Raw genomic sequence first — 25,070 nt, forward strand, 5'->3', positions numbered from 1 at the left:
GCTAGGCGGCGTGGACAAATTCGTTTCACGGTTGCGGCCACGCCAGCTATGATATCGCGATGAGTGATAAGCGGTCCGAAAGCGTGTATGTCACCGGCCAACGGCATATGCTTTGGACGATCGTCGCAATGTTTGCGATCATTTGGGGCATTCCGCTGGCGCTCAGCGCCTTTGGCTTGTCGTCTCAGACGATATTCGCGGTGATTGTTCCGCTCGGGCTTGCGTGGGTGTTGATAGGAGGTATCCGCTCATTCATGATTGCATGCCCGTCCTGTGGTAAATCCTTGTTTGTGAGAGGTTTTATCAGTGTGCCATGGCCAGCGAAGCGATGCAGCCGGTGCGGGGCTGATCTTACGACGACGGCCCGCTAATGCCGGTTTTTCATTGACGCGATGAGTGTGGATTGATTCAAGGCTGCCTTTTGGAGGCAGGCTTGAGCAGGGGCGATCTCACTGAAGCAGAATGGCGCGTTCTGAAGGGTTTGTTGCCTATCGAGCCTGAGAACCGTGGTCGAGGCAGGCCGCCCGAACAGAGCCGCTCGATCATCAACGGTATCCTGTGGCGTCTCCGCTGCGGCGCTCCATGGCGCGACGTGCCGCCCAAATACGGTAGCTGGAATACCATCTATCGGAGGTTCCGTCGTTGGAGTGAAGCCGGGGTCTGGGAGACCGTCGCCGTGACGCTGGCGGAGATCATGGCGGACAGCGGCCACTACAGCATCGACAGCACCACGGTTCGCGCCCACGTCTCGGCAGCGGGCGGAAAAGGGGGACTCATCGACGAGCTCTTGGCCGCTCGCGGGGCGGGTTCACCAGTAAGCTTCACTGCCTGGCTGATGCCCTCGGGCGACCGCTCGCATTCCATCTGACGGTCGGCGAGGCGGCCGATTGCAAAGCTTATGATCACCTGATCGACCTACCAGAGCGAACACCTGACGCTTTGCTCGCCGACAAGGGCTACGACGCTGACGCAATCCGTGCCGACCTTGCCGAACGGAATATCGAGGCCGTCATTCCTGGCAGGTCAAACCGCCGTGTGAAAATCGACCACAATCGGGCGCTATACAAGCAGCGCAATCGCATCGAGCGCATGTTCGGGCAGCTTAAAATCAACCGCGCCATCGCCACCCGATACGATCAACTGGCCAACAGCTTCCTCGGGATGGTCCATCTCGCCACCGCCAGATACTGGCTCAAATTTGTCCACGCCGCCTAACGGATCTTGGACATGGTTGCGCCGCCCGCACCTTGCCCTCGCATTGAGGCTGGTTGGCCGATCGATACAGCAGACTATCCGAGCATTCACTTGTAACTTATCGTCCGGCTTGCGCCGCGTGGCAGGGCACCAGTCCTATAAGCGATAATCTCAGCAGCTTCTGATCACTGATCGAGCTGACGATGTTCCTGAACCGATCTTCGCCAGATTCGAGTGGTCGGTCCGGGGGGGGGCACTTAAGCCCCCCCCCTTGAACCTCACTTTTTTGCTGGCTGCCAGAAGCCAACCTGCGCCGTCGTGAAATCGAGAGCATCACTGATCGGCATCAGGTCTGTCCCCGGACGCTTGGCAAATTCGGCCAGCATTCCCTCGAAATCGTCCGTCTCGATCTCATAGATTGCCATGTACTTATGCGGCCCCTCGCCGGCGCAGACAAAGCGCTCAGCCGAAATGAACCCTGGAATGGCACAGACATCCGGAAGATGCTGCTGGTCATACCAGGTGTTGAAGTCATCATCGCGCCCCTCGGCAGCGTTGCTGAAAGCGACCAGTTTGTAGCGTGCCATTGTCTTCTCCAATTGGTATGCCTCGCCATCAGGCGAGGATGCGCTCGAGTTCATTCGAACCTGTTGCGTGATGCGCTGCCAGGTAGCCGAAGGTGAACGAGGCACCGATGCTGGCTCCCGCAGCAGGATAGCAGCGACCGAACACCGACGCGGTTGAATTTCCAGTCGCGTAGAGGCCCGGAATGACGGAGCCATCTTCCTTCACCACACGCGCGTATTCGTCGGTCACCACACCACCTGCAGTGCCAACGTCGCCGGGATAGATTGCCACGGCATAGAACGGCCCTTGCTCAATCTTGCCAAGGTTGGGGTTGGGCTTGACCGTCGGGTCCCCATGGACGTTGTCAAACTTGCGGCAACCACGACCAAAGTCCTCGTCGACACCTGTTTCACAAAAGCGGTTGAACCTTTCGGCTTCTGCCTTGAGCCCACTTGCATCGATGCCACATAAGGCTGCGATCTGGTCCAGCGTATCGGCCTTCTTCATGTAGCCGCTGTCCAGCCACGATTGCGGCGTCTTGCCCGGTGGGAAAGTACCCCACGGGTAGCGCTCACGGTGGCGCTTGTCGAAAATGACCCAACAAGGAACTGCCTTGCCGCCGGTCTCCCGGTTACGTTGATAGATGCGCTCTCCGATTTCCATGTAAGCACCGGATTCATCAGCCACGCGGCGACCATTCTGATCGACCAGAATGGAATGCGGCAAGCTGAGATCAAGGTGGTGCATGAAGGGCAGGACGCGCCCGTCCTTCCACACAGCGCCTTCAGGCCACTCACCGTTGGTGTTGCGCGATGTGACGACCCACCATGCTGTGTCGAGGCAGTCAGTAGCTGCGCCTATATCCATCATGGCCTGGATCATCTCGCCGGTGTCACCCGGATTGGCGCTGGTCCATTCATTGGTGATCGGCCCATCGGTGACCTTCTGACGGAATTCCTTGTTGCGCGAATACCCGCCCACGTTGATCAGCACACCTTGACGCGCACGGACCTCAACGTCTTTGCCGTCCCGCTCGATGACTACGCCGGTGACCCGGCCGTCTTCCACGATCAACCGCTTACCCGGGCTGTTCCGCTGAATGATGATGCCCTCTCGGAGGGCGATCTGCAGCAACTGCCCCTGAATCGCCGATCCGTTTGTGACGGTGCGACGGCCCGTCAGCTTGTCCCGCAATGTCAGAAAAGCAAAACGAAGCGCCTTCATCTTGCCCGCCCAGGTCCGCTTCATCAGAAAGAGCGTCGGAAACTCCTCAGTCGGCATCGGCATGGCTGCCATCGGCGGATACATCGCCAAAAGCTCCTCCCATTCACCGAGTTCATGAATGTTGAATGGCTCCGGCATGATCGAACGTCCCAGCGGCTCGCCGCCAGGCAAATTGTCGTAATAATCAGGCCAATCATCGTTCGGACGCCGCACCTTCAGCCCATGCCCGCGGAGATAGTCGAGCATTTTCGGAGCGGCTTTGAGGAAGCTATCGCGCCGCTGCGGCGTGACCGCCGGGCCCTTGTAATTGACGCAGTGGTTGAAATATTCCCTCGCACGCTCGAAGCTGTCAGGGATGCCTGCCTCCTTGAGGAGACTGCTGTTCGGGATCCACCACACACCCCCGGAGAAGCTGGTCGAACCGCCGAACACATTTTCCTTTTCAAGGATGACGGCGGTCTTGCCTTGCTGCTTGGCAACGAGCGCCGCAGCGACCGAGCCACCGCCCGACCCCACGATTACCAGATCGTATTCCTTGTCCAGCGGCGGGTTGGTAACAGGCATGAAGTCTCACTCTCCAGATTTCTGCCCGATACAATGCCGGACAGAGTTTTTCAGGCTAAGCAGGCATATCGTGAGCGCAATGGCCTGCCGACCTAACGCAAGCATGATCGTCCTTGCGATAGATGGGCAGACCATCCGGTCAGAGCAGAATCAGGGCCAGACGAGGTCCAGTTTCAGAATTCCATTGACCTGTCCGGTGGCAAGAACCGGCTTGCTTCCAGGCTTGATTCTGAAGTCGGGAATCCGACTAAGCCATTCGCGCAGGAAGATGCGCAATTCACGCCGCGCGAGAATTGCGCCTGGGCAGGCGTGAGGACCATTGCCAAACGCAGCATGGATTCCTCCCTGACGCGCGAAATCTACGGTCGCCGGATCCGGATTCAGCCGATCATCCATGCCCACCAGCAGGTTTGGCGGCAACAGTCGATCGCCAGCCTTGAACGTGATCCCCTTGTAATCAAAATCATGCGTCACGAGCCGAGCGGTATTGGCCATCCCGTGCCGACGGATCAGCTCTTCGATCGCCGACTTCAGGAAGACCTCATCGTCGAGATTGGCGATGATCTGCTGACGATGCTCGTCGTGCGTGGCGAGAAACCTTGCGAAGAACGATAGCATTCCCGCCACGGTGTCGAGCCCGCCGAACAGGATCAGAGCCGCGTACGATGTCGCTTCCTCAACCGAAATGCGCTCACCGCGGATCTGGGTATTGACCACCAGTGAGAGCAGGTCGTCGCCCGGGTTCTCGCGCCGCTCTTCTATCCATTTATAGAGATAGCCACCCATGTCCTGCATTGCCTTGACCCGCGTCTGCGAGTCACTGCCGCGTACCGAAGCCTCGGCAATCGGCAGTAGGAAATCCTTGTCCTCAATGGGCAAGTTCACCATCCGCAGAAAAACCGTGATCGGCAGGACCTTCGCAAATTCTTCGACGAATTCGCATTCGCCGCGCGGCATGAGTGCCTCGATTGTTTGCACGCAAACGTCATGAACCCCCTGCTCCAGCTTGGCCACCGCACCTGGCTGCAAGGCCTGCACGAGCGGACGGCGAAAATGGGCATGCATGGGTGGGTCCAGTTCAAGTGGAATCTGGGGCGGCGTGCCTTCTGGCATGGGCGGCAAAGTGACGTGACGGTAGGAGAACCGCTGGTGGTCCTTCTGCATCACCAAGATATCCTCCGCACGGGTTGCCACCCAATGCCCGCCATTGTGAGGCGTCCAGAAGATATCCGGGAAGGATTTCTGGAATGCGGCGTAGGCCGATTGGATATCTTCGTCAGAGCCGGGAATATTATAGAAATCAAAGTCGACAACCAAGTCGCTAGGTACATGATTGGGCCGTTCGGCCAAAGGCGTTGCAAGTCCAGTCGACATTTTAAACCAACTCCCGATCTGTTGTGTCTCAGTCTATGCGTTTTGATCAAACTTCACATGGATGTGGGCAGGTACGCGCATCATGATGCCCCGGATTTCAGGCGCCGGCTTGTCCGGGTCCAGCCGAAGGTTGTGCAGGTTGTCCAACACCGCATGCAGTGCACGCGTCATTTCCACGCGCGCCAGATGCTGGCCCACGCAGATGTGCGGTCCTCGCGAAAACGAGTAGTGGGCGCGCCTGTCGCGCAGGATATTGAATGTGTCAGGATCCGGATATATCTCAGGATCACGGTTGGCAGCACCAGCCACCACGTCAACATACGCTCCTGCAGGGATCGCTACACCACCGATGGTGGTATCACACACAGCGGTGCGAAGCTGGGATATGACAGGGCCGTCCCAACGCAGCGCTTCTTCTATGGCATTTGGTATGAGGCTGCGATCATTGCGAATGGCCTCAAGCTGATCCGGGTTTTGCAGCAGCGCGGTCAAAAGCACGCTGGTTCCGCGATAGGTTGTATCGCCTGCCGCATTCATCAGCTGGCGCAGGAATGATACCAGCACCAGTTCTGGCAAATGCTCTCCATCCACTTCCGTAGCTGCCAACAGGCTGACCAGATCTTCGCCGGGTGCCTCTCGTCGGGCGTCAATCAATGCCCGGAAGTACTCGCCCAGCTTCACCCCGGCTTCCTGCGCCTGGGCCATGTGGACGTAATCCGTCTGCCCAATCGCCAGACGCTGGAACGTGTTTACATCGGTTTGGGGCAGATCGAGCTGGTGGTAGATTACCTCGAACGGATACCGCTGGGTGAATTCCTCGACAAGATCGGCCTCTCCACGGGGCAGAAACTTTGCCATAAGGCCATTGACGACAGGATCGACGATGGTTCCGCCCCAAGTCTTCACATACTGCGGGAGGAAGATCTTCTGGAAGATCTTGCGCCAGCGCCCATGCTCTGGATTGTCCATGGTGCTGATACTGCCCATGCCAAACGTGGAGCCGAGCGTCGGGCGGTAACCTGCGTTGGAAAAGCGGCTCGTGTCTGTCAGAGCTTCCTCAGCCTCCTTGCTACCAAGGATCGTGAACGTGCGGACAGGGCCGTAGAAGCAAGGCAAACCCACGTTCTCGCGATAGGAACCCGGCAGGACTGTGCCGCGGTCACGCAACGCGTGGATTCGCGGATAGGGATCAAGATCGTCGCCGAAGTTGACCTCGTCCGACAGGAACGGATCATAGCTGGGATCGTCGAATTCCTGGATCTTGAACGCGCTTGCCATGACTCGGATCACCCTCTTTATGTAGTATCTGCTGCATAAATGCTGCTGAGGAGATCGTCAATCAACAGGGCTAGGCGGGGTCGAGCGCCCTTTTGACTAGATGCTCAAGCATGTTGACAATGGCTTCTCCGGTAGGCGCCCCATCGGGGAACAACCAATCGCGCAGCAATACAGACGATGCCAGCATTCCGAATGCCAGCCGAAGCCCTACCCCGATATCAAACGGCGGAGTCTCGCCACGCGATCTGTATTTCTGCAATTGTTCCTCAGTGCCCAAGCGGAAGAATGAAAGCAGTCCGTCGAAAGACGGGACGGTGCCATCTTCACTACTGCCCGCTTTCGACGACAGGAGCGCAGCAAAGAGCGCCTGATTTTGCTCGATCAACTTATAGACTGACGTAAAAATATGGTGCTCATGCGCCTCTAGGTCGGCGGTCGTCGGGCGCTGGGTGATGAAATCCTGCATCAACCGGTTGAAAGGTTGCGCGACCACCTCGTCAAACAACGTGGCCTTGCTCCCATAGTACCGAAACAGCAAGGTCTCTGACACATCAGCCAGTCGGGCGATCTCCCGCGTGGTCGTCCCATGATAGCCACGCGAGGCGAACAATTCGCGCGCTGCATCGCATATGCGTTGTGTGACATCCTCCCGCGTCCGCCTGCGGCGACGCGGTGCGTCGGTAGGTTGCGCTTCGACGGCGACCAGAGCGGGTAAGGCTGTTATCGGTTCCTCCCTTCGAGAATCAATTCTGCTGCACGCCAAGCCGATGCCATGATCGGCCCGTTGGTGTTAGCTGATACCATAGTCGGCATGATTGATCCGTCCACCACACGCAGCCCGGACACTCCGCGTACTCGCAGCTTTTCATCGAGCACCGCATCGTCAAAGGCACCCATACGGCAGGTGCCGCAAGCGTGGTAGCCCGCCTGTCCTGCCGTCCGATAAGCGTGGATGATCTCCTCATCAGTCTGCAGCGAACGGCTTGGCTCCCGCTCTTCCGAGACCATCGCAGCAATCGCCGGCTGTTCCATCCATTTGCGGATGAAACGGTGCATGGCGATCGTTACTGCACAGTCATAGGGATCAGAAAGATATCCGGCCCGAATGCGGCCCGGTGCATTCGGGTCTGCAGAAGTAATATGGATCGATCCCTCGCTGCGAGAGCGGAGCGGATAGCCGAACAAGGTCACGCTATGCGCTGTATCCACCACCAGTTGACCGCTTGCGTCAGGCGTAGCGACCACCGGAGAGAAAAGAATTTCGATGTCTGGTGTGGTTGATTCCGGCAGCACTTTGGCAAAGGCCCCTACCGTGCCATAGGCCACTGCCATCGGTCCGGTTCGCGTGAGGAACCAGCGCAAGGCATTGCCGATCACTCTCAATCCGCGCAATTGCCGGTTATGGCTGAACGGCACGGTAACGCCGTAATGCATTCCGAAAAGCCGGTGTTCAAGCATGTGCTCGCCCACCCCGGGGCTATCGACAACCACCGGAATGCCCAAGCCCGCGAGATGTTCAGCGCTTCCCACGCCCGATCGCTGCAGAATCTGCGGAGACATCAGCGCACCCGCCGAAATGATAACCTCTCCGGCAGCATGGATAGTTTCTGCTGCTCGTCCCGGAGCGGGCGAAGTGACCACGCCTGCTGCCCGCTTTCCTTCAAACAGCACCCGGTCTATGGCGACGCCAGTCTTCACAGTCAGGTTCGGCCGCTTCTGTGCCGATTTCAGGAACGTCTGAGCAGTACTCTGACGGCGCCCGTTGCGGATCGTACGCGTGGCATACCCGACACCACCCTGCTTTGGGCGATTTAGATCATCGACGCGCGGCACGCCCATCTGCTCGCCAGCCTTGATGAACGCTTCAGTCAGCGGCGTGCGTTCGCGCTCCACCGAGATGCCCAACGGCCCTGAGTCTCCCCGAACTCCATCGGCCCCCAGTTCATGTTTCTCCATCGCGCGGAAGGCCGCGCCAATTTGGTCCCATCCCCAGCCCTTAGCCCCCAGTGCCTCCCAACCGTCGTAGTCCTCCGGCTGCCCACGGAAATACATCATGCCGTTAATCGACGAAGATCCACCCAACATTTTCCCACGCAACCAGGTTTCGGATGGAATGTCATCGTGGGCCTCTGTCTGAAAATACCAGACGTGGGCGGGATCGCTATAGAGCTTGGCCACGCCGCGCGGCATGTGGATGAACGGGTTCTTGTCTACCGGACCTGCCTCCAGCAGCAGAACCGAATTGGCGGGATTTGCACTCAGGCGCTCGGCAAGGACGCAGCCGGCCGAACCCGCACCGACAATGATATAGTCCCATTCAGTCATATCTGGCTCAGCCCTCCCCGGCAGCTTTTGACGGTTGTCTCGAAGTTACCTGTGCCGCGCCTCGCCAACCCTAAAAAAGCAACCACTGCGCAGGTTTACTCAACAGAGCGTTCACCGCACGATCGCACGCAACGCTTCTTCGGTCTCGTTCCAGATAGCACCCATGTCGTCATGTTTACGGGCTTTGGCCCTGTAGCCGGACAGTTCGGAGAACTCGCTTACGATATCTGACACACCATAGATCTGCCCTGCGACCCCGCAGAGAAGAAGCGTTGGCAAGACAACACAATCAGCCTTGCTGATTGCACCCCCGGCGACAAAGCCTGCATTATCAACGAAGTGCTGCGCCAGCACCAACCCATTGCGCAAGCTGGCCATTTCCGCTTCCACGATATGCGTGTTGCGACTTGCCGGATCCATTTGCGCGAACAACCGTGACAAAGAAGGTACGACATAGAGTTCAACCATACGGACCGCATTACGGATCTGTACGCGAACCGAAGGGTCTGACGGCATCAGCGACGGCTCCGGGAACGCCTCATCCAGATAATCGATGATCGTTTCGGACTCGGCAATCGTGAGGCCATCGTCAGTCACGAGAACCGGAATTTTCCCGATCGGGCTGATTGCCAGATACTCCGGGGTACGAGTGCCGCCACCAGGCGGCGGCACCAGATCAAAGGATATTCCTTTAAGCCGCAGCGCAAGACGCACGCGTGCTGCATAAGGAGAAAGCGTCACGGCATAGAGCTTCATCAGGCGTTCTCCGGGAATATGTAGGGAAGAGTTCCACTCAGCGCGACAGGCACGAAGCCGTCCCCGTAAGGCCAATCGAGGAACCCGGCCGCTGCCATCGTCCCGCCATCGACATGCATGGTTATTCCAGACACGAACGCGGCAAGGTCCGATGCCAGGAACAACACCGCATTGGCGAGTGCCGCAATTGGCGGCGGGCTGCCTATTGGAATGTACATCGCCATGCCCTTGCCCATGGTTTCAGGCGACAGGTTGGCAAAGCTGGCCGCTATTTCGGGCGGCATTGCACTGTTGTTGCCATTGCTGGGGGTTGTATCGGGCGCAATGCAGTTCAGGCGAATGCCCTCCTTGCCAAGTTCCACCGCCATCGAACGGGTGAAATTCGTCGTCGCCGCCTTTGCTCCGGCATAGACCGAGAACGATGCTGCGCCACGATGGGCTTCGATCGTGGTGAAGTTGATGATACTGCCACCTCGACCGCCTGCGCGGATGAGCTGGACGGCGCGCTGAACAGACTGCACGACATAGCCGTAGTTGCGCTGGATATCGCGCGCGATGGCATCGCGGTCCATCTCCATGAAGCTGGTGCGAAACGTTCCGCCAACAACATTCACGACGATGTCCAGATTGCCGAACCCCTGTGTCACTTCATCGTAGAAGCTGTCCAATGCTGCAGGATCGGTGGCGTCGACCAGAGCGGATAGAACCTCGCGTCCGTGGCCTTTGGCCTCGGCAACAGTTACAGCCATTTGATCCTGATCGATGTCGCAGATCGCAACATCCACCCCCGCTTCAGCCAGTGCAAGCGTGATCCCCGCCCCGATTCCACCGCCGCCGCCGATCACTGCCGCCTTGCGCCCGAAAAGACCCGCACGTTGATCAAGAAAGCCCTGCGCTTCGCTCATAACCATTTCCCAATTCGCTTGTTCGTCAGTTCGCCTCGTGCAGACGGATCGCTCGCCGGGCCTCGATGTCTACATTGGTCTCACGTTGACCGAGAGGAACAGATCTGGGATCCATAACGATCGCGCCTGCGATGGCCCTACAATCCAGTCCTTCACACTACGGGATGAGGCCACATCCGCCTCCTTGCGCATCCATTGAAAGCTTAATTGGAGGAGGCGATCAACCGCAGCACGCTACAGAGGCCGTCTGGCGAACCTGGCTGTCCAAGCCATTCTTCATGAAACAGGCAGCTGCAGCTTGAAGGGCCGATCCAGCATGCAGATCGGCCCCTTCTCTATCCAGCGATACTGCCAATCAGACCCTGCGCTGGCCCAGAACGTACTGTTCCAAAGTGCGGTGGAAATTGATGATTTCCTCCTCCTGCACCGGGTTCGGGCGTGCGTGGGAGAACGCACTGCTCTTCATCCCCTTCTGAACCATGTACATGTTGGCCACGTCCTGATCGACAATCAGCCCAAAGCTCTTGCCGGTGATATCCTTGTGCACTTCGGTTTCGACCTTCGGCTCCTTGCCGGGGCCGTAGCGCTTCAATGACCAGATGTTGAAGATGCACTTCGAAGGATCGTCGCCATCGGGACGTGCACGGTACCACACTGCACCGTCGAAATAGGGCAAGGTCACACAATTGGGGAATACGTGCCAGTCGGTTCCTGCCTTGTACATCGCCTCGGGCGTCAGGTTTGGGGGGTAGCCGCACCCATCTTCCTCCGCTGCCTTGCGCCCCAGTTCAACGGCCATGCCGAATGCGGTGAGCGGATCGGCGTCTGCAGGCAGTTCCGTCATGATGCGCTTGGCGGCTTCATAATCACGATCGGTGAAGATCGCCGCGAAGTCTTCCTCCATCATGCGGAAGAATTCGACCACGCCAGGGCGGACGTCTGCTGGTGTGTCGCGCTTCAGGCGCGGTGAAGGCGTTCCCAGCATCGCGGTGGCACCCCAGTATCCGAAATGCGAATGCTTGCCGTGGGAAAAGCTGGTCGTGTAGTCTTCGCCTTGGGTCGGAAGGAGCTGGGTGTGCGTTGCGGCAACATGATACCCCTCCATGAAGGCTTCCATGGCAACCTTCCAGTTGCACGGGATATGGAGTTCCAGCGCCCAGCGAAGACGCATGTTCTCATACTCGAATGCATCGAGATATTCGGGGATCGGATCCAGGTATTCCTCGAGCGTTTCGGATGCGGGATCCATGTTGATCCACACGAAGCCGCCCCAGCGCCCTGTCTTGACGCGGTGGAGATCAATCTGCTCGCAATCCAGCGTGCCGTTCCAGTCTTCCTTGTCCTGAATTACCACGTTCTTGCCTTCGAGGTCGAAGGTCCAGTTGTGGTACTGGCAGCGGAAGTTCACGGCATGGCCGCAACCTTCCATGATCTGGCGTCCACGATGCGGGCAGACGTTGTGAAAGGCGCTGAAGGTCTCGCCATTGCGGTCACGCACCACGATGATGCTCTCATCGGCAACGTCGAACACGATGTAGTCACCGGCATTGGGAATCTGTTCTTCACGGCAGGCCACTTGCCACACCTTGGGCCACAGATGCTCCTTCTCCTTCTGGACAAATTCGCTCGACAAGTAGTTGTCGCGCGAAACCCGGATAACGTCGCGAACCCGCGGCTTTTCTGAAACCGTCGCCATTCTGGAATCTCCATCTCCACTTTGTGTAGTGATTACACCACAAGGTCCGGGCCTGCAACAGAATCAGCTGATCAAGAAGCCGCCATCGACTGCGATGATTTGCCCGGTGATGTAACGCGAAGCATCGCTGGACAGGAACAGACAGGCACGAGCTATGTCTTCAGGTTTGCCGGCTGCACCAGTCAGCGGAATACGCCCTGCTTGCGTGAAAGGCCCTCGCAAAGGATAGCCGTCTGATTCGGCCGCGGCATGCGTAGTGGCAACTCCGCCGGGCAGCACACTGTTCACACGGATGTTATGCTCTGCATATTCCAGTGCAATTGACACCGTCAGATTGTTCACGCCGGCTTTGCCAACGCCATAATGGACGTTGTCGAAAATGCAGGCGCGCATCGAATTGACCGAAGAAATATTTACGATTGAACCGCCCCGACCGCCCACTTTCATTCGCCCGACGGCATGCTGGACGCACTGGAACGGGCCTCGCAAATTGATCGCGAGCATCTTGTCGAGAAATCCGGAATCGACGTCTTCAAACTTGCGGAAAGGATACACAGCCGCACAGTTGATCAGGACATCGATCGGACCGACCAAGTCAACCTGCTCGAACAAGTTGGCGATGGAATCCGGGTCACCCTGATCATAGGTGACAATATGAGCTCCGGGTAGTTCATCGGGTAGGCTGGCCAGCTTTGCCGCGTTGATATCTGCACCGATCACGGTGGCACCGGCGAGGTGAAACAGCTTGGCAATTTCGCGGCCGATGCCGTCTGCAGCGCCGGTTACCAAGGCGACCTTGCCATTCAGGCCAAATATTGACGCAAGATCTTCCATTAGCTTTTCCTATCCTGTCGCCAAGGGTGCCAGCGCAGCGCGCTGTTCGGGGGTCAGCGACACAGGCCGACGACTGTGCCGATCAACATAAACGTGCACAAAGTGGCCCGTGCTTGCCGGATGTTCCTCACCGGGGCGGAACAGCCCGACTTCGTAGCGCACACTCTTGTCGCCCAACCTGGCCACACGCAGTCGTGCATCCACGATTTCAGGAAACTCGATCGACTGGTGGAAATCGCACGCGCTTGCCACGCACAGCCCGATTGAAGGTGATGTTCCCATCGCGATCACGCCCGTTTCCACGATGTAAACCGTTACCACCTGATCCATCATCGCATAGTAGATCGCGTTGTTGACGTGGCCGTAGGCATCACAATCCATCCACCGCACCGGGATGGACAGGCCATAGCGATAATCTGATCGGGTTTCGGTCTTGGCGTCGCTCATTTACGCTTCCAAAATTGTTACCCAGCCTCAGTCCCAAGCGGCCGGAAAATGACGGACGATCCAGAAGTTGATGGCATCGTAATACTGAACGGGAGCAATCAATCGCAGCTTGGGCAGGCGGCTTATGAAGATGCGAAGAGCGATCCCGGCCTCCATGCGTGCCGTCCATGCGCCAGGGCAGAAGTGCGCGCCGGTTCCGAAAGCGATGTGGCGTTCGCCCTTGCGGTCCAAACGGAAGGTATCAGGATCCTTGAAGTACTTGGGATCGCGATTGGCGCTCAACACCGAAAACAGCACTCTTGCGCCTTCCGGGATCGTTTCGCCCGACATCTGCACCGGGCAAGGCGCGCCCCGGAACATGCCCATGGCTGGCGGTTGAAGGCGTAGCGACTCTTCGATCGCCACATCCACCAGGTCCGGGTCAGCCTTGACCTGCTCCCACAACTCAGGCTGCTCCAGCAGACTGGCCAGAGTGTTCAGCATCAGCGCGCCGGTAGTATCCACGCCACCGACAAAGAAGCCCCGGATCGTTCGGCGCAATTCATCGTTCGTAAGATAGCGCCCGCGATATGGCGATGTCATGAGCACGGATATCAGGCTATCATCAAGCACTGCACCAACGTGTTCGGGCTTTGCTTCGGTGATCCCGGCATCGCGCAGCTTCTGTCGCTTCAGCTCGAACTGCTCATCGAAGAAGGCATACATCTCTGCGATGATGCGCTGCTGCTCTTCGGGGTCACGGATCATCGCATCAAGGAATGAGTCCGTCCAGCGGCGGTACATCTCTACCGGCTCTTCCGGAAAGCCGATGGCCCGCGCGGCCACTTTGGCCGGAACAGGCTTTCCGAACAGGTGCTGCAAATCACCCGTGCCGAGAGCTTCAAAGCTGTCGATCACCTCGTTTGCAATGCGTGTGCAATCGGCTGCCCAGCGCTTCACCCCGGCAGGTGACATGTAGGCATTATAGAGACGCTTGAATGCGTTGAAGTCCGGTGGGTCTTGATTGAGCGCAATGCCCCGCTCCATCGGAGCGAGTTGGCTTCCCCATTCCTTTGAAAAGTGCGCGCTGTTTTCCAGCACTTCCTTCACATTCTCGTAGCCAGCGACATAGAAATAATCGCCCCCGGCAGCTGCGGCGACGCCAAAGTCGCGCAAGCGATTATGGAATGCCGGCCGGTCAGCCAGCGCCTCGGCACTGTTCGGATTTACCGTGTGCATAGCCTCTCCTGCCCGGGAAACGCGACCGGGACACAGTTCTCAGATAGACGGCCTGTGTACTGAGGGTGCAATGCTTCCCCTGAAAGCATCGCGCCTCCGATAAGAGCAAATCGTTTCGCAGAGCATTCAGTCGATCCTGATCACCACCTTGCCAATCCGTGATGCGGTTTCGAAATACCGGAACGCCTCAGCCGCTTGCTCAAACCCGAACACCCGATCGATGACCGGAACGATCTTCGCCTGTGCGATCGCGCGGTTCAATTGCTCGAACTGCTCGCGGCTGCCAACGCGTGTCGGATTGAGATGCTGCCCTCGCCACATGAACAACCCAGGCATCCCACCAGTGCTACGGTCAAGCGCACCGATCAGGCTGATCCGCCCGCACTCACGGGTGGCCTTGATTGTCTCGATCCATCCGGTTGAACCGCCCACATCAAGCGCAACGTCGACCCCGCGCCCTCCCGTCGCATCGAGCACCGCAGCACTCCAGTCGGGTCTTGAACTGTCAACCACGCAATCAGCGCCAAGCTCCCACAGCCGCTGCTGCTTGGCTGGTGATGTCGTTGTGGCGATCACGCGTGCGCCTGCAGCCTTGGCCAATTGCAGCGCGAAGATGGCAACCCCGCCGGTTCCCATCACAAGCACATCGTCGCCCGCCAGCAGGTGCATCTGCCCTTGGAGCGCCGCCCATGCCGTTACTCCCGCGCAAGGCAGGGTGGCGGCTTCCTCGAACGAAAGGTGATTGGGGACGACGACAACTTCGCTCTGGTCCACCTTTGTGTACTGCGCCAGCAACCCATCGTTCAGATGGCAACTCCGGCCCAGAACATTGAAATCATCCGGAATACGACCCGCAATCCAGGTTGGATGAAATGTCAGGGCAACCCGATCGCCAGGTTTCACGCGTGTCACGCTTTCTCCAACGCTGACAACTTCGCCAGCCCCGTCGCACATCGGGATGTGGTTTGGTGCCATCCCGGTGCCGACCTGCAACTGACCCTGCAAGCCCATCAGATCGCGAAAATTGATCGACGTCGCGCGCAGGCGAACGATCACCTGGCCAGCTACGGGAGGCGTTGGATCGGGCTCGTCGCACAGCGTCAGGCCGTCTGGTCCGGTGAAGGCAGGCACGCGGTAGAGTTTCATGGGACGTCTCCTAAGACTGGGGCTCGGTCAATCGCATCGTTCTGAGCGTTCGTACTGGCGGTAAGGCGCACGACGAAAACCGAACTCCTGCTTTCGTGCAGGTGCGGTTTATCCAGGTGAGAGACGGAGCCAATCATGCCACGCGGCTTACGATGGCCTTCGCCCCTTTCAGACACGATTTCATCCCCGGACGCGCATGACAACCCGTGCAAGTTCGCATCACGAATGCGCAAATAACAGGATGATCTCGCGCGCGTCGCCTTCCATCGTAGGTGCGATCAGCTTTACGAGAGCGATCAGCCGGAGCCGGGGTTTATTGGCAGGATGAGTCCTGGGTCACGGCTTTCCGGCAGCCAGCGGACCGACCCCATCGGCCGCTCGAGAAACCGGCGGATACGATCACTGCGCTGATCTGTCGTATGTGCCAACGCCCGATCAAGTATAGCCTGTTCGCCAGCGGTCATGCGTTCACGCTGGCGCAGATAATCATGCCATGTCGGACAGGAAAACCTCTCAAGCCAGCGTTGTTCATCCGCAATATCTCGCGCGAGCGACCACATGTAAGCGCCGTTGCGCTGCCGGAAATGCCGCACCTCCAGCATCGCAGCGTAGAACTGGCGCGCTCGATCCGGATGGACGCTATACTCCACTTCCACAACGATCGGCCCGCTGCGCCCGGTCAGGCCAAGTCTGACCTCAGGCGTGGCCAACGGCTTATCACGACCGGTGAGATCGTTTGCCTCCTGATCCAGCGGCCAGATCCGGCTGGCAACAACACAGCCCAACATGGCAAGACCCGAGCACGCAATGGCGTTTGCGGTTCCCACGCTCTGACCTACATGGCCCCACAACCAAGCACCACCGGCAAGGCCGCCAGCGATCGAAGCCTGAAATGCAGCCAGCGCCCGCCCCGCAACCCAGCGCGGTGCCTGAGTCTGAATCACGATATTGAACTGCGTGAGCGGCTGCATCCACATCACACCGGCCACGAACAACACAGGCATCGCGAACCAGATCGACCGTCCCTGCGACAAAAGGATCATTGCCACACCCAGTATTGCCGTGCTGCTGCCGATATGCAACTCACCCGACAGCTTGCGTCGCAGGGTTGGCATGACCAAGGCGCCAACAACTGCACCAATGCCGAACACTCCGAGCAGCAAGCCGTAGGTAGCGGCGCTGCCGCCAAGTAATTCGCGCGCAACCAACGGCATGAGTGAAGAAATCGATCCTCCCGCAATGCCAGTCAACGCCGATCGGATAATCACGGATCGGGTGGTCGGCGAATACATCACATAGCGCACGCCGGAAATGATCGCCCACCCGATACGCTCGGGCGGCAGACGCGGTGTTTCCCGCTCTCTGCGCCATAGGAAAATGGCCAGTAAAATGGGAAGATAGCACAATGCCGTGACGCCGAAGGCCGCGACTGATCCGGCTGCAGCAACGATCAGTCCACCAATGGCGGGGCCGAAACTGCGTGCAATGTTGTAGCTGACCGAATTGAGCGCAACGGCAGGACCGATATCTTCATTGGGCACCTGTTCGCTGACAGAAGCCTGCCATGCCGGACCAAACATGGCATTGGCTGTTCCAGTCAGGAAACACAGCATCAGCAGAAGGGTTGGAGTCAGCCACTCCGCGACTGCCGCGCCGGTCAGCAGTAAGGAACTGCAGAATGCAAAGCCAAGCATGATCATGCTGACCTTGCGCCGGTCATAGGTATCTGAAATGGCCCCCGCAGCCATTGAAAACAACATGTAGGGTAGCATCAGCGCGGTCTGGATCAGTGCTACCAGATCGGTCCGGCCGCTCAGTTCGGTCATCGCCCAGCCAGCGCCGACGCCGTTGATAAGGAGGCCAAAATTGGACAGAAGACTGGCTGTCCATATCCGTCGGAACACTGTGTGACGCAGGGGCGCGAATGATGATCCGCTCTTCATTCGCCAATGCCTGTCATAAGCCTTGCCCTCATCACCTCAAACGCCAGAGTAAAGCGGCGCATAAGGTCTTTGCCTGCCCGTCGCAATCAGGGCTGGCCAATAACTCCGCTCAGCAACAGGCTTCGGGACGCTTCGGACCCATTCATCAGTCGGTTGATCCGCCGAACGACTTTCCAGCAGCCCCCGTCTTCCCGCGAAAGCTCCCATCGATTTGAGGCAACACGGGCAACGCGCCAGCCATCGCCTGTGCAAACATAGACCCGCGAATAATTGGTGGCGACTGCCACATCCCCAGCCAGAGTGATCAGCGGCAGGCTCATCACATGGGCGCAGCCAGGCTCAACAAATCCAAGGTGCATTGGATCGTCAACAATCGCACCGACTTCGACCGCACTTTCGAACACGTGATGTTCAGTCTCGTACGTACCGTCAGCAGACCACAGGGCCTCAAGCCCTTCGCGGCTCAGCCCGTCCACAGCGGGGCCATAGCTGGCAACCAGCTGATAGATGGCGTGCCAATCCTCCATCTCGCGCAGCCGGTGCTCAAGCGCCGTCAGTCGCTCATTCGTCGGATCTACAGGCCCTGTTCCAATCACATTGTGCTGTCCTGATAGCGAGTCATGGGTGTCTCACCGCTGTCCTGCAGCTTGCGTAGAGCACCTACCCTCTTGTCAAGCCACCAGCCTGCTTCCTGCGGCCAGTCGTCGTAGCTTTCTCCCAGCAGAACATTGCGGGCATGATGTGTCCAGTTGGGATCAGCCAGCAATTCCCGGCCAATGGCCACGATATCAGCGTCGCCCGAACGCAGGATCGCTTCTGCCTGATGAGGATCGACGATCAGCCCGACAGTGGCGACCAATCCATCATCGAGACCATCACGCATGGCGCGAGAATATGGCGCGTGGAACGCGTATCCGCGACGCACCCTGACATCGGACGTGCGGTCAGAGATTGCACCGCCGGAAGAACAGTCAATCACATCGACGCCCAATGCGAGCAATTCCCGGCAGAAGATCAAGCTGTCCTCAACGGTCCAGCCACCTTCGATCCCGTCAAGAACAGAGAGGCGATAGAACAATGCGCAGTCAGCAGGGATCGCAGCGCGAATGGCGCTGACTACTTCCAGCGGAAAGCGCATGCGGTTCTCCAGGCTGCCGCCATAGCGATCTGTGCGATGGTTGGAGATTGGAGACAGGAAAGCGTGCAGCAGGTAACCGTGCGCACCGTGCAGGTCGATGATCCGAAATCCGGCATCCGCCGCCCGTCTGGCTGCAGATGCCCAAAGCCCGACATTCCTGATGATGTCGGCTCCTGTCATCTCGAGCGGAACCTGCCAACCTGGTCCGGGCGATATCGCGCTCGGTCCTATTGTTTCCCATGGTGCTTCGCCACGCGCCATATCTGCCTGAGTCAGCGGCCCCATGCCGTCCCATGGGGCCTGCATCGATGCCTTGCGCCCGGCGTGCACAAGCTGAATGCCAGGGATCGAACCCTGACTGGATATGAAGCTTGCCACCCGCGCCAACGGTTCGATCTGCTCGTCCGACCAGAGGCCAAGATCGGTGTGGCTCATCCGCCCGATGGGCTCGATCGCTGTCGCCTCGGCAATCACCATGCCCGCGCCACCCATGGCAAACCGGCCAAGCTGAACGAGATGAAGGTCATTGGCCTTGCCGCTGTCATCGCTCGCATACTGCTGCATTGGCGAGACCATGACCCGGTTGGGGGCCGTGAAGCCTCGGATGGTCAGCGGCGCGAACAGGAGGCAAGCCACGTCAGCATTGTTCACGTCGGATACTCCTCATGTTCCGACCCATCCCTTTCATGCTTTTGCGGAAGAGCTTCAACCTACGTGCCTGGCAACGTCTGGGCGGAACGCCGCGTTCTATCTCAATCGTGACGCATTTTGCCGTGTCAAAGAACGGCGCATGCTCGCAGATGGGCAATCTTCTCGGCGTTATAGCCCAGCACTTCGCGCAGCACTGCATCGTTGTCCTGCCCCAGCGTCGGTGGTGCTGTCGCCTCGCCGATCGGGGTGGCGGACATACGGATGGGGTTACGCAAGATCGGCAGTTCACCTGCAACCTGATGGTGCGTGTGGGCAAGCATCTCGCGGTACTGAATCTGCGGATTGTCGAACACCATCGATACGTCATTCACCGGACTCGCCGGGACGTCGGCCTCTTCAAGGTCTTCCAGCCACTCGGCCGCCGAACGCTTGAGGAACAAGGCGTCGAGTTTGGCCAGAAGCGTATCTCGATTGGTGATGCGCTTCTGCACCGCGTCGAAGCGTGGGTCCGATGCCAGTTCTGGCTCACCCAGCACGCGCATGAGCGCACCGAACTGCTTGTTCGTGCTCGCCACGATAAAGATTTCGCGGTCGCTGCATTTGAAGGTTTGCGATGGAATACCGCCAAACCCACCATTGCCGCGCCGTTCCGGGACATTGCCCGAAATCAGGTAATTCTGCACATAGTGCGAAAGCGAGGCCAGGCCGCAATCGAGCAGGGCCATGTCGATGAACTGCCCTTCCCCGGTGTTGTCACGGTGGCGCAGCGCGGCAAGGATTGCGCTGGATGCATAAAGTCCGGTCAGGATGTCGACCATTGACACGCCTACCTTCATCGGTCCGCCGCCCGGAACGCCATCGGGCAAGCCAGACACGCTCATCATTCCACACATGGCTTGAAAAACACCATCGTAACCCGGTCGTGCCGAGAACGGCCCGTCCTGCCCGAAGCCCGTGACGGAGCAATAAATCAGTCCGGGATTGATGGCTTTGAGACTTTCGTAATCAAGGCCGTACTTGGCAAGAACCCCGGTGCGGAAGTTTTCGATGAACACGTCAGACTTGGCCGCAAGTTCGCGCAGCAGCGCCGCGCCTTCGGGCTTGGAATGGTCTACCGTAATGCCGCGCTTGTTCCGATTGCAGCTGAGATAGAAGCCAGCATCGGCTGTTGGATTGCCCTTGGCATCATTGACGAAAGGGGGGCCATAGGATCGGCTGTCATCGCCAGAGCCCGGGCGCTCGACCTTGATGACCTCAGCGCCAAGATCACCCAGCAATTGGGTGCAGTAGGGCGCAGCCAGAATACGGCTGAGGTCAAGGACCCTGATGCCCTTCAAGGCTTCTGATGGCATAACTCCCCCGCTCCCTGCATGACTTGGATTCTCACACACCAACTTTGCCGGGGCAGGACAACCTTGGTGACTGGCACATCGTAACAGCGATATGTCCCCTCCCAATACTGCCGACGCTCGCCTTCTCTGGCCTGTATTGCCAAAGGAACTTGCAACGGCCCAAACGGGCAACGTGAGATTACAGCGAGTGGAGTCTGGCATGAGCGCAGTTGCGTACGAGGTTGATGGCGAAGTTGCGGTACTCACGGTCAACTATCCGCCGGTCAACGCGCTGAGCGCTGCCGTTCGAACCGGGCTTGGAGAAGGGATAGAACGCGCTCTTGCGGACGATGCGGTGAAGGCATTGGTCATTCTTGGCGGCGGCAAGACCTTCATCGCCGGCGCAGACATTACCGAATTCGGCACGGACAAAAGCCAGGTCAAGCCAGCCCTGAAAGACCTGCAGAAAATGCTGGAAACCTCCCCGAAGCTCACCATTGCTGCAATTCACGGCACCGCTCTGGGCGGCGGACTTGAACTTGCCCTTACCTGCCATGCCCGCGTCGCGGTTGCTTCGGCCAAGGTTGGCCTTCCCGAAGTGAACCTTGGCATTCTTCCCGGTGCTGGCGGCACGCAGCGCCTGCCCCGCCTTACCGGCGTCGATGTGGCCATCGATCTGATCACGTCCGGCAAGCACATCCCTGCGGCAAAGGCGCGTGAACTCGGCGTTGTCGATGCAATCGTCGACGACGTGCGCAGCGGAGCCGTGGCCTTTGCGCGTGAATCGCTGGCCTCGGGCAAGTCGTTCGTTGCGGTGATCGACCGGAACGAGAAGATCAACGGTATCGAGCCTTCGGTTTTTGCCGAAGCCCGCAAGACCGTGGGCAAGAAGGCGCGCGGGAAGATCGCACCGATGGTGATCATCGACTGCATCGAAGCCGCCTGCACCCTTCCGGCTGCGGAGGGCCTCGCCTTTGAGGCTGAAAAGTTCCAGGAGCTTTACGCCAGCGATCAGCGCGGTGCCTTGATGCACTATTTCTTTGCCGAACGGCAGGCACGCAAGATTCCGGGTATTTCGGCCGATGTGCAGCCCAGGAAGATTGCTTCGTGCGCGATCATCGGTGCAGGCACCATGGGCGGCGGCATTGCCATGTGCTTTGCCAATGCAGGCATCCCGGTAACCTTGCTTGATCTCAATCAGGAAGCCCTCGATCGCGGAATCGGCGTGGTCCGCAAGAACTATGGCATCTCGGTCTCGCGCGGCTCGATGAGCCAGGACAAGATGGACAAGGCTTTGTCCCTGATCACGCCCACCACAAGCTATGACGATCTGGCCCAGTGCGACATCGTGATCGAAGCTGCACTGGAACGGATGGACGTGAAGAAGGAAATCTTCGCCCGTCTCGACAAGCTGATGAAGCCCGGTGCTATCCTTGCCACCAACACAAGCTACCTTTCGATCGACGAAATTGCGAGCGCCACAAGCCGCCCGGGCGATGTGGTTGGCTGCCACTTCTTCTCGCCCGCAAATGTGATGAAGCTTCTTGAAAACGTCCGCAGCGCCGTGACATCGCCAGAGACAATTGTCACTGTCATGGAAATGGGCAAGGCGATCGGCAAGGTGCCAGTTCTGGCTGGAAGCACCGAAGGCTTCATCGGCAATCGGATGCTGCAATACTACACGGGCGAAGCGGAATTTCTGCTGGAACAGGGCGCAACACCTGAACAGATCGATCGCGTGGCAACCAAGTTCGGCATGGCCATGGGGCCGATGTCGATGCGCGATCTGGCTGGCATGGACATGGCAGTCGTCTCGCGCAAGGGCCGCGCTGCCAGCATCCCGGCGGGTGAGCGCGTTTCGCCCATCGTCGAACGCCTTGTCGAAGCAGGCCGATTTGGCCAGAAGACCAACAAGGGCTTCTACCGTTATGAAGGGCGCGAGAAGCTATCTGATCCCGAAACGATGGAAATCATCGAAGGCGTGTCGAAGGAATTCGGCATCACCCGTCGTGAATTCACCGACGAGGAAGTCGAGGCCCGCCTGTTCGCTCCGCTCGTGAACGAGGGCGCCAAGGAGATCGAGGACGGGACCGCAATCCGCGCCAGCGATATCGATGTGGCATGGGTCAATGGATATGGCTTCCCCGTCCACCGCGGCGGCCCGATGTATTGGGGCGAGAAGTACGGTCTCGACAAGATCTACCAGATGGCGCTCGACGCCGAAAAGCGTAACGGTCCGCGCTGGGGCCCCGGCAAGCTGCTCGAACGCCTGGCCAAGGAAGGCAAGGGCTGGAAAGACGCATGACCGCAGACGGTGTGGTGAAGGAAATGGCACAGGATCAGGGTGAAGTCGCTTCGCCCCCTCGCCGCTCCTGCCACCACACCGTTGGCGACGGCATCTTCGGCCATCACATGCGGCGATAGGGTACGATCAACTTGTCAGGGCTTGAGGATGATTTTGCCCCTGAGCCCGCCTTGATCGACAGCTGACTGACCTTCGGCTGCGGCTTCAAGCGGCAGCACACGGTCTATGGGAACGGGTAGGTCGCCAGAAGCCACCGCTGCCAGGATTTGGGCCAGCTGTTGTCCGTCGGGATTGACTGAGTGGAATTCAGGCGCTGCAGGAAGGTCATCGGCCGGAATGGGAATATCGGACGCGGTAACGATGCGCCCACCGGGCTTCAGATGATGCATGAGCGCGACCACGTCAGTGCCACCGATAGTATCCGCAATCACGTCGAACGCCTCGCCAGTCCAGTCTTCGCCGACAATGGCAATTTCTGCGGCACCCGCGTCACGTGCTTCCCCCGCCCTGTCGGCTCGCACGGCGGCGATGACATGCCCTGCACGTCCGCGCGCCACAAACATTGCAGCTCGGCCAACATTGCCCAACGCGCCGGTAATCAGGACCCGCTGTCCAGCCTGTAAATCAAGCCCGGTTTCAATGATCTGCACGCCGGTCAGATTTGCACATGGCACGGCAGCAGCCGTCTCAAAGCTCATGTTATCCGGGATCGGAGCGACGTTGGCTGCTGCAACGGCAACGTATTCGGCATAGCCGCCTTTGGTGACCGGGTTGAGCATGGCAGCAACGCGCATGCCTCTGGTGAACCCCTCACCCGCTTCCACCGTACCGGCGATATCGTAGCCGAGAATATGAGGCATGGTGAGAGGTATGAACGACTGGTACCTGCCAGACCGCCACTTGCCATCTGCCGGGTTAACGGCGGCGGCGTTTACTTTGATCAGCACTTCCCCCGACGCCAACGCCGGGATCGGCACCTCGGCTGCTTCGAGAACGTCCGTGCCGCCATAACTGTTGATTACCATGGCGCGCATTTGCACTGACCTGCTTCCTGTCAAAGGCCCGGTCCGTTCGCAGCTAATCGAAATGCGGAGCGGCAGTGGTGAAGCCGCCCAATTCGGCCAGCCTGGTGATCTGGCTTTCCGTATCGCCCAACAGCATGCCGATGGCCGTAAGACGACGGAAGTAGTGACTGATGACGTGCTCTTCACTCACGCCGATGCCGCCGTGCAGTTGCACCGAATTCTGCGCAACAAACCGGCCCGCTTTGCCGATAACGGCCTTCACCGCCGCATAGCCGGTGGCACGTACGTGATCGTCATGCTCATCACACAGCAAGGCGGCATACATCGCAGCAGACCTCGCCTGTTCAACCTCCACCAGCATTTCCGCCGCGCGATGTTGCAGGGATTGGTTCACTGCGATTGGCTTGCCGAACTGTTCGCGCGTCTTGAGATATTCAACCGTCAGATCAAGCGCGGCCTGCATCGCGCCAACAGCTTCTGCCGCAAGCCACGCGATGCCAGCTTCCAATGCGCGCGTGCAACCGCCGTTGCCGGAAAGCCGGTTCTTCTCCGGCAACTTCACGCCGATCAGCGTCAGGTCAGCAGCGCCGCCGCCGCCATGCACGCGATATCCGCGCCGCTGCAGCCCGGCTGCATCGGCAGGCAAAACAAACAGGTCATCGCCTGCCGGAATGACGAGCTGACCCGCCGTATCGCCGCCAAGCACGACCTTGGCTGCACCGTCCAGTATCCACGTTTCACCGGTACGTTCGGCAGTCACTGCGGCTTCAGTCGCCAATGCGCAGATCGTTTCGCCAGACATGATCGGCGGCAGCCACTCAGCCACCTGATCGGGCGTTCCCGCATGGCTGATCGCGGTGCCTGCCAGCACTACCGACGGTAGATAGGGCTCAATCACCAAGGCGCGGCCAAAAGCTTCGCCTACGATCATGGTTTCCACCCCGCCAAGGCCCAGACCACCCTGCTCTTCCGAGAACGGCAGCATGGTCAGACCCAGATCGGCAAACGCACTCCACATTTCTGCAGACCAGCCTGCGGGCTGGCTCATGTAGCCGCGGCGCTGATCAAGATCGTAACGTTCCGCCACAAGACGGTCGACGCTCTCTTTCAGCATTCGCTGGTCGTCGGAAAGTTCCAGATCCATTGTGT

22 protein-coding genes are annotated in these 25,070 nt (G+C 58.8%); 3 read left to right on the forward strand and 19 right to left on the reverse strand.

The annotated features are described in order from the left end of the window. Positions 1-433: 433 nt before the first annotated feature. A protein-coding gene (locus IQ25_RS19785) for an IS5 family transposase (protein ID WP_220094543.1) occupies positions 434-1,215 on the forward strand; the annotation gives its coding sequence in 2 pieces (ribosomal slippage) (positions 434-758 and positions 758-1,215; 783 coding nt in all). A gap of 257 nt (positions 1,216-1,472) precedes the next feature. Here the strand turns inward: IQ25_RS19785 and IQ25_RS19790 are convergent. The 17 genes from IQ25_RS19790 to IQ25_RS19870 form a co-directional block, all read right to left on the reverse strand. After that, the gene (locus tag IQ25_RS19790) at positions 1,473-1,781 is read right to left on the reverse strand and encodes a DUF4286 family protein (RefSeq protein WP_144908010.1); all 309 of its coding nucleotides are present in this window, start codon (positions 1,779-1,781) and stop codon (positions 1,473-1,475) included. A 28-nt stretch (positions 1,782-1,809) separates the two neighbouring features. Further along, complete coding sequence (locus IQ25_RS19795) at positions 1,810-3,549, reverse strand: FAD-binding protein (protein WP_144908011.1); 1,740 nt, start codon at positions 3,547-3,549, stop codon at positions 1,810-1,812. A 150-nt stretch (positions 3,550-3,699) separates the two neighbouring features. Next, positions 3,700-4,923 (reverse strand): cytochrome P450, encoded by a 1,224-nt coding sequence (locus tag IQ25_RS19800; RefSeq protein WP_144908012.1) that lies wholly within the window; start codon positions 4,921-4,923, stop codon positions 3,700-3,702. A gap of 33 nt (positions 4,924-4,956) precedes the next feature. Further along, positions 4,957-6,201 (reverse strand): cytochrome P450, encoded by a 1,245-nt coding sequence (locus IQ25_RS19805; RefSeq protein WP_144908013.1) that lies wholly within the window; start codon positions 6,199-6,201, stop codon positions 4,957-4,959. 70 nt (positions 6,202-6,271) lie between these two features. Next, positions 6,272-6,964 (reverse strand): TetR/AcrR family transcriptional regulator, encoded by a 693-nt coding sequence (locus IQ25_RS19810; RefSeq protein WP_258537078.1) that lies wholly within the window; start codon positions 6,962-6,964, stop codon positions 6,272-6,274. Then, positions 6,922-8,526: a GMC family oxidoreductase gene (locus IQ25_RS19815; protein ID WP_144908014.1), complete on the reverse strand. Its 1,605-nt coding sequence runs from the start codon at positions 8,524-8,526 to the stop codon at positions 6,922-6,924. Before IQ25_RS19815 ends, IQ25_RS19810 begins: the two co-directional genes overlap by 43 nt. A 111-nt stretch (positions 8,527-8,637) precedes the next feature. Then, complete coding sequence (locus IQ25_RS19820) at positions 8,638-9,282, reverse strand: glutathione S-transferase family protein (RefSeq protein ID WP_144908015.1); 645 nt, start codon at positions 9,280-9,282, stop codon at positions 8,638-8,640. Then, a complete protein-coding gene (locus tag IQ25_RS19825) occupies positions 9,282-10,187 on the reverse strand; it encodes an SDR family NAD(P)-dependent oxidoreductase (RefSeq protein ID WP_144908016.1) in 906 nt (301 codons plus the stop codon). The genes IQ25_RS19820 and IQ25_RS19825 overlap by 1 nt, the downstream gene beginning before the upstream one ends. A 355-nt stretch (positions 10,188-10,542) precedes the next feature. Beyond that, complete coding sequence (locus IQ25_RS19830; RefSeq protein ID WP_144908017.1) at positions 10,543-11,883, reverse strand: aromatic ring-hydroxylating oxygenase subunit alpha; 1,341 nt, start codon at positions 11,881-11,883, stop codon at positions 10,543-10,545. 63 nt (positions 11,884-11,946) lie between these two features. Continuing rightward, positions 11,947-12,717: an SDR family NAD(P)-dependent oxidoreductase gene (locus IQ25_RS19835; RefSeq protein WP_144908018.1), complete on the reverse strand. Its 771-nt coding sequence runs from the start codon at positions 12,715-12,717 to the stop codon at positions 11,947-11,949. Positions 12,718-12,726: 9 nt separating this feature from the next. Continuing rightward, positions 12,727-13,164: an acyl-CoA thioesterase gene (locus tag IQ25_RS19840; protein ID WP_144908019.1), complete on the reverse strand. Its 438-nt coding sequence runs from the start codon at positions 13,162-13,164 to the stop codon at positions 12,727-12,729. Between the two features lie 27 nt (positions 13,165-13,191). Then, the gene (locus IQ25_RS19845) at positions 13,192-14,382 is read right to left on the reverse strand and encodes a cytochrome P450 (RefSeq protein WP_144908020.1); all 1,191 of its coding nucleotides are present in this window, start codon (positions 14,380-14,382) and stop codon (positions 13,192-13,194) included. A gap of 126 nt (positions 14,383-14,508) precedes the next feature. Further along, positions 14,509-15,528, reverse strand: a complete 1,020-nt coding sequence (locus IQ25_RS19850) for a zinc-dependent alcohol dehydrogenase family protein (RefSeq protein ID WP_144908021.1) — start codon at positions 15,526-15,528, stop codon at positions 14,509-14,511. A gap of 296 nt (positions 15,529-15,824) precedes the next feature. Further along, on the reverse strand, positions 15,825-17,471 hold the full coding sequence (locus IQ25_RS19855; RefSeq protein ID WP_144908022.1) for an MFS transporter: 1,647 nt from the start codon (positions 17,469-17,471) through the stop codon (positions 15,825-15,827). 86 nt (positions 17,472-17,557) lie between these two features. Continuing rightward, positions 17,558-18,067 (reverse strand): nuclear transport factor 2 family protein, encoded by a 510-nt coding sequence (locus tag IQ25_RS19860; RefSeq protein ID WP_144908023.1) that lies wholly within the window; start codon positions 18,065-18,067, stop codon positions 17,558-17,560. Beyond that, positions 18,064-19,260, reverse strand: coding sequence for an NADH:flavin oxidoreductase/NADH oxidase (locus tag IQ25_RS19865; RefSeq protein ID WP_220094569.1), 1,197 nt, complete (start codon positions 19,258-19,260; stop codon positions 18,064-18,066). The genes IQ25_RS19860 and IQ25_RS19865 overlap by 4 nt, the downstream gene beginning before the upstream one ends. Before the next feature lie 125 nt (positions 19,261-19,385). Further along, a complete protein-coding gene (locus IQ25_RS19870) occupies positions 19,386-20,612 on the reverse strand; it encodes a CaiB/BaiF CoA transferase family protein (protein WP_144908024.1) in 1,227 nt (408 codons plus the stop codon). A 199-nt stretch (positions 20,613-20,811) separates the two neighbouring features. Here IQ25_RS19870 and IQ25_RS19875 point away from each other — a divergent pair, with 199 nt between their 5' ends. Together IQ25_RS19875 and IQ25_RS21395 are read left to right on the forward strand one after the other, a co-directional pair. Then, on the forward strand, positions 20,812-22,896 hold the full coding sequence (locus IQ25_RS19875) for a 3-hydroxyacyl-CoA dehydrogenase NAD-binding domain-containing protein (protein ID WP_144908025.1): 2,085 nt from the start codon (positions 20,812-20,814) through the stop codon (positions 22,894-22,896). Further along, a complete protein-coding gene (locus IQ25_RS21395) occupies positions 22,893-23,015 on the forward strand; it encodes a hypothetical protein (protein ID WP_258537079.1) in 123 nt (40 codons plus the stop codon). Before IQ25_RS19875 ends, IQ25_RS21395 begins: the two co-directional genes overlap by 4 nt. A 15-nt stretch (positions 23,016-23,030) precedes the next feature. Here the strand turns inward: IQ25_RS21395 and IQ25_RS19880 are convergent, their stop codons facing one another. After that, the gene (locus IQ25_RS19880) at positions 23,031-23,930 is read right to left on the reverse strand and encodes an NADP-dependent oxidoreductase (RefSeq protein WP_221236755.1); all 900 of its coding nucleotides are present in this window, start codon (positions 23,928-23,930) and stop codon (positions 23,031-23,033) included. 43 nt (positions 23,931-23,973) lie between these two features. Then, complete coding sequence (locus IQ25_RS19885) at positions 23,974-25,065, reverse strand: acyl-CoA dehydrogenase family protein (protein WP_144908027.1); 1,092 nt, start codon at positions 25,063-25,065, stop codon at positions 23,974-23,976. Positions 25,066-25,070: the final 5 nt, after the last annotated feature.

Origin of the sequence: Novosphingobium taihuense (assembly GCF_007830315.1) — a bacterium.
Classification (GTDB): domain Bacteria; phylum Pseudomonadota; class Alphaproteobacteria; order Sphingomonadales; family Sphingomonadaceae; genus Novosphingobium; species Novosphingobium taihuense.

Excerpts from the sequence above, each read along its gene's own strand:
- IQ25_RS19800 (WP_144908012.1), bottom strand. The coding sequence starts at position 4,923 with ATGTCGACTGGACTTGCAACGCCTTTGGCCGAACGGCCCAATCATGTA.
- IQ25_RS19875 (WP_144908025.1), top strand. The coding sequence starts at position 20,812 with ATGAGCGCAGTTGCGTACGAGGTTGATGGCGAAGTTGCGGTACTCACG.
- IQ25_RS19870 (WP_144908024.1), bottom strand. The coding sequence starts at position 20,612 with ATGCCATCAGAAGCCTTGAAGGGCATCAGGGTCCTTGACCTCAGCCGT.
- IQ25_RS19820 (WP_144908015.1), bottom strand. The coding sequence starts at position 9,282 with ATGAAGCTCTATGCCGTGACGCTTTCTCCTTATGCAGCACGCGTGCGT.
- IQ25_RS19795 (WP_144908011.1), bottom strand. The coding sequence starts at position 3,549 with ATGCCTGTTACCAACCCGCCGCTGGACAAGGAATACGATCTGGTAATC.
- IQ25_RS19850 (WP_144908021.1), bottom strand. The coding sequence starts at position 15,528 with ATGAAACTCTACCGCGTGCCTGCCTTCACCGGACCAGACGGCCTGACG.
- IQ25_RS19840 (WP_144908019.1), bottom strand. The coding sequence starts at position 13,164 with ATGAGCGACGCCAAGACCGAAACCCGATCAGATTATCGCTATGGCCTG.
- IQ25_RS19790 (WP_144908010.1), bottom strand. The coding sequence starts at position 1,781 with ATGGCACGCTACAAACTGGTCGCTTTCAGCAACGCTGCCGAGGGGCGC.
- IQ25_RS21395 (WP_258537079.1), top strand. The coding sequence starts at position 22,893 with ATGACCGCAGACGGTGTGGTGAAGGAAATGGCACAGGATCAGGGTGAA.
- IQ25_RS19835 (WP_144908018.1), bottom strand. The coding sequence starts at position 12,717 with ATGGAAGATCTTGCGTCAATATTTGGCCTGAATGGCAAGGTCGCCTTG.
- IQ25_RS19805 (WP_144908013.1), bottom strand. The coding sequence starts at position 6,201 with ATGGCAAGCGCGTTCAAGATCCAGGAATTCGACGATCCCAGCTATGAT.
- IQ25_RS19830 (WP_144908017.1), bottom strand. The coding sequence starts at position 11,883 with ATGGCGACGGTTTCAGAAAAGCCGCGGGTTCGCGACGTTATCCGGGTT.
- IQ25_RS19855 (WP_144908022.1), bottom strand. The coding sequence starts at position 17,471 with ATGAAGAGCGGATCATCATTCGCGCCCCTGCGTCACACAGTGTTCCGA.
- IQ25_RS19825 (WP_144908016.1), bottom strand. The coding sequence starts at position 10,187 with ATGAGCGAAGCGCAGGGCTTTCTTGATCAACGTGCGGGTCTTTTCGGG.
- IQ25_RS19815 (WP_144908014.1), bottom strand. The coding sequence starts at position 8,526 with ATGACTGAATGGGACTATATCATTGTCGGTGCGGGTTCGGCCGGCTGC.
- IQ25_RS19885 (WP_144908027.1), bottom strand. The coding sequence starts at position 25,065 with ATGGATCTGGAACTTTCCGACGACCAGCGAATGCTGAAAGAGAGCGTC.
- IQ25_RS19880 (WP_221236755.1), bottom strand. The coding sequence starts at position 23,930 with ATGCGCGCCATGGTAATCAACAGTTATGGCGGCACGGACGTTCTCGAA.
- IQ25_RS19845 (WP_144908020.1), bottom strand. The coding sequence starts at position 14,382 with ATGCACACGGTAAATCCGAACAGTGCCGAGGCGCTGGCTGACCGGCCG.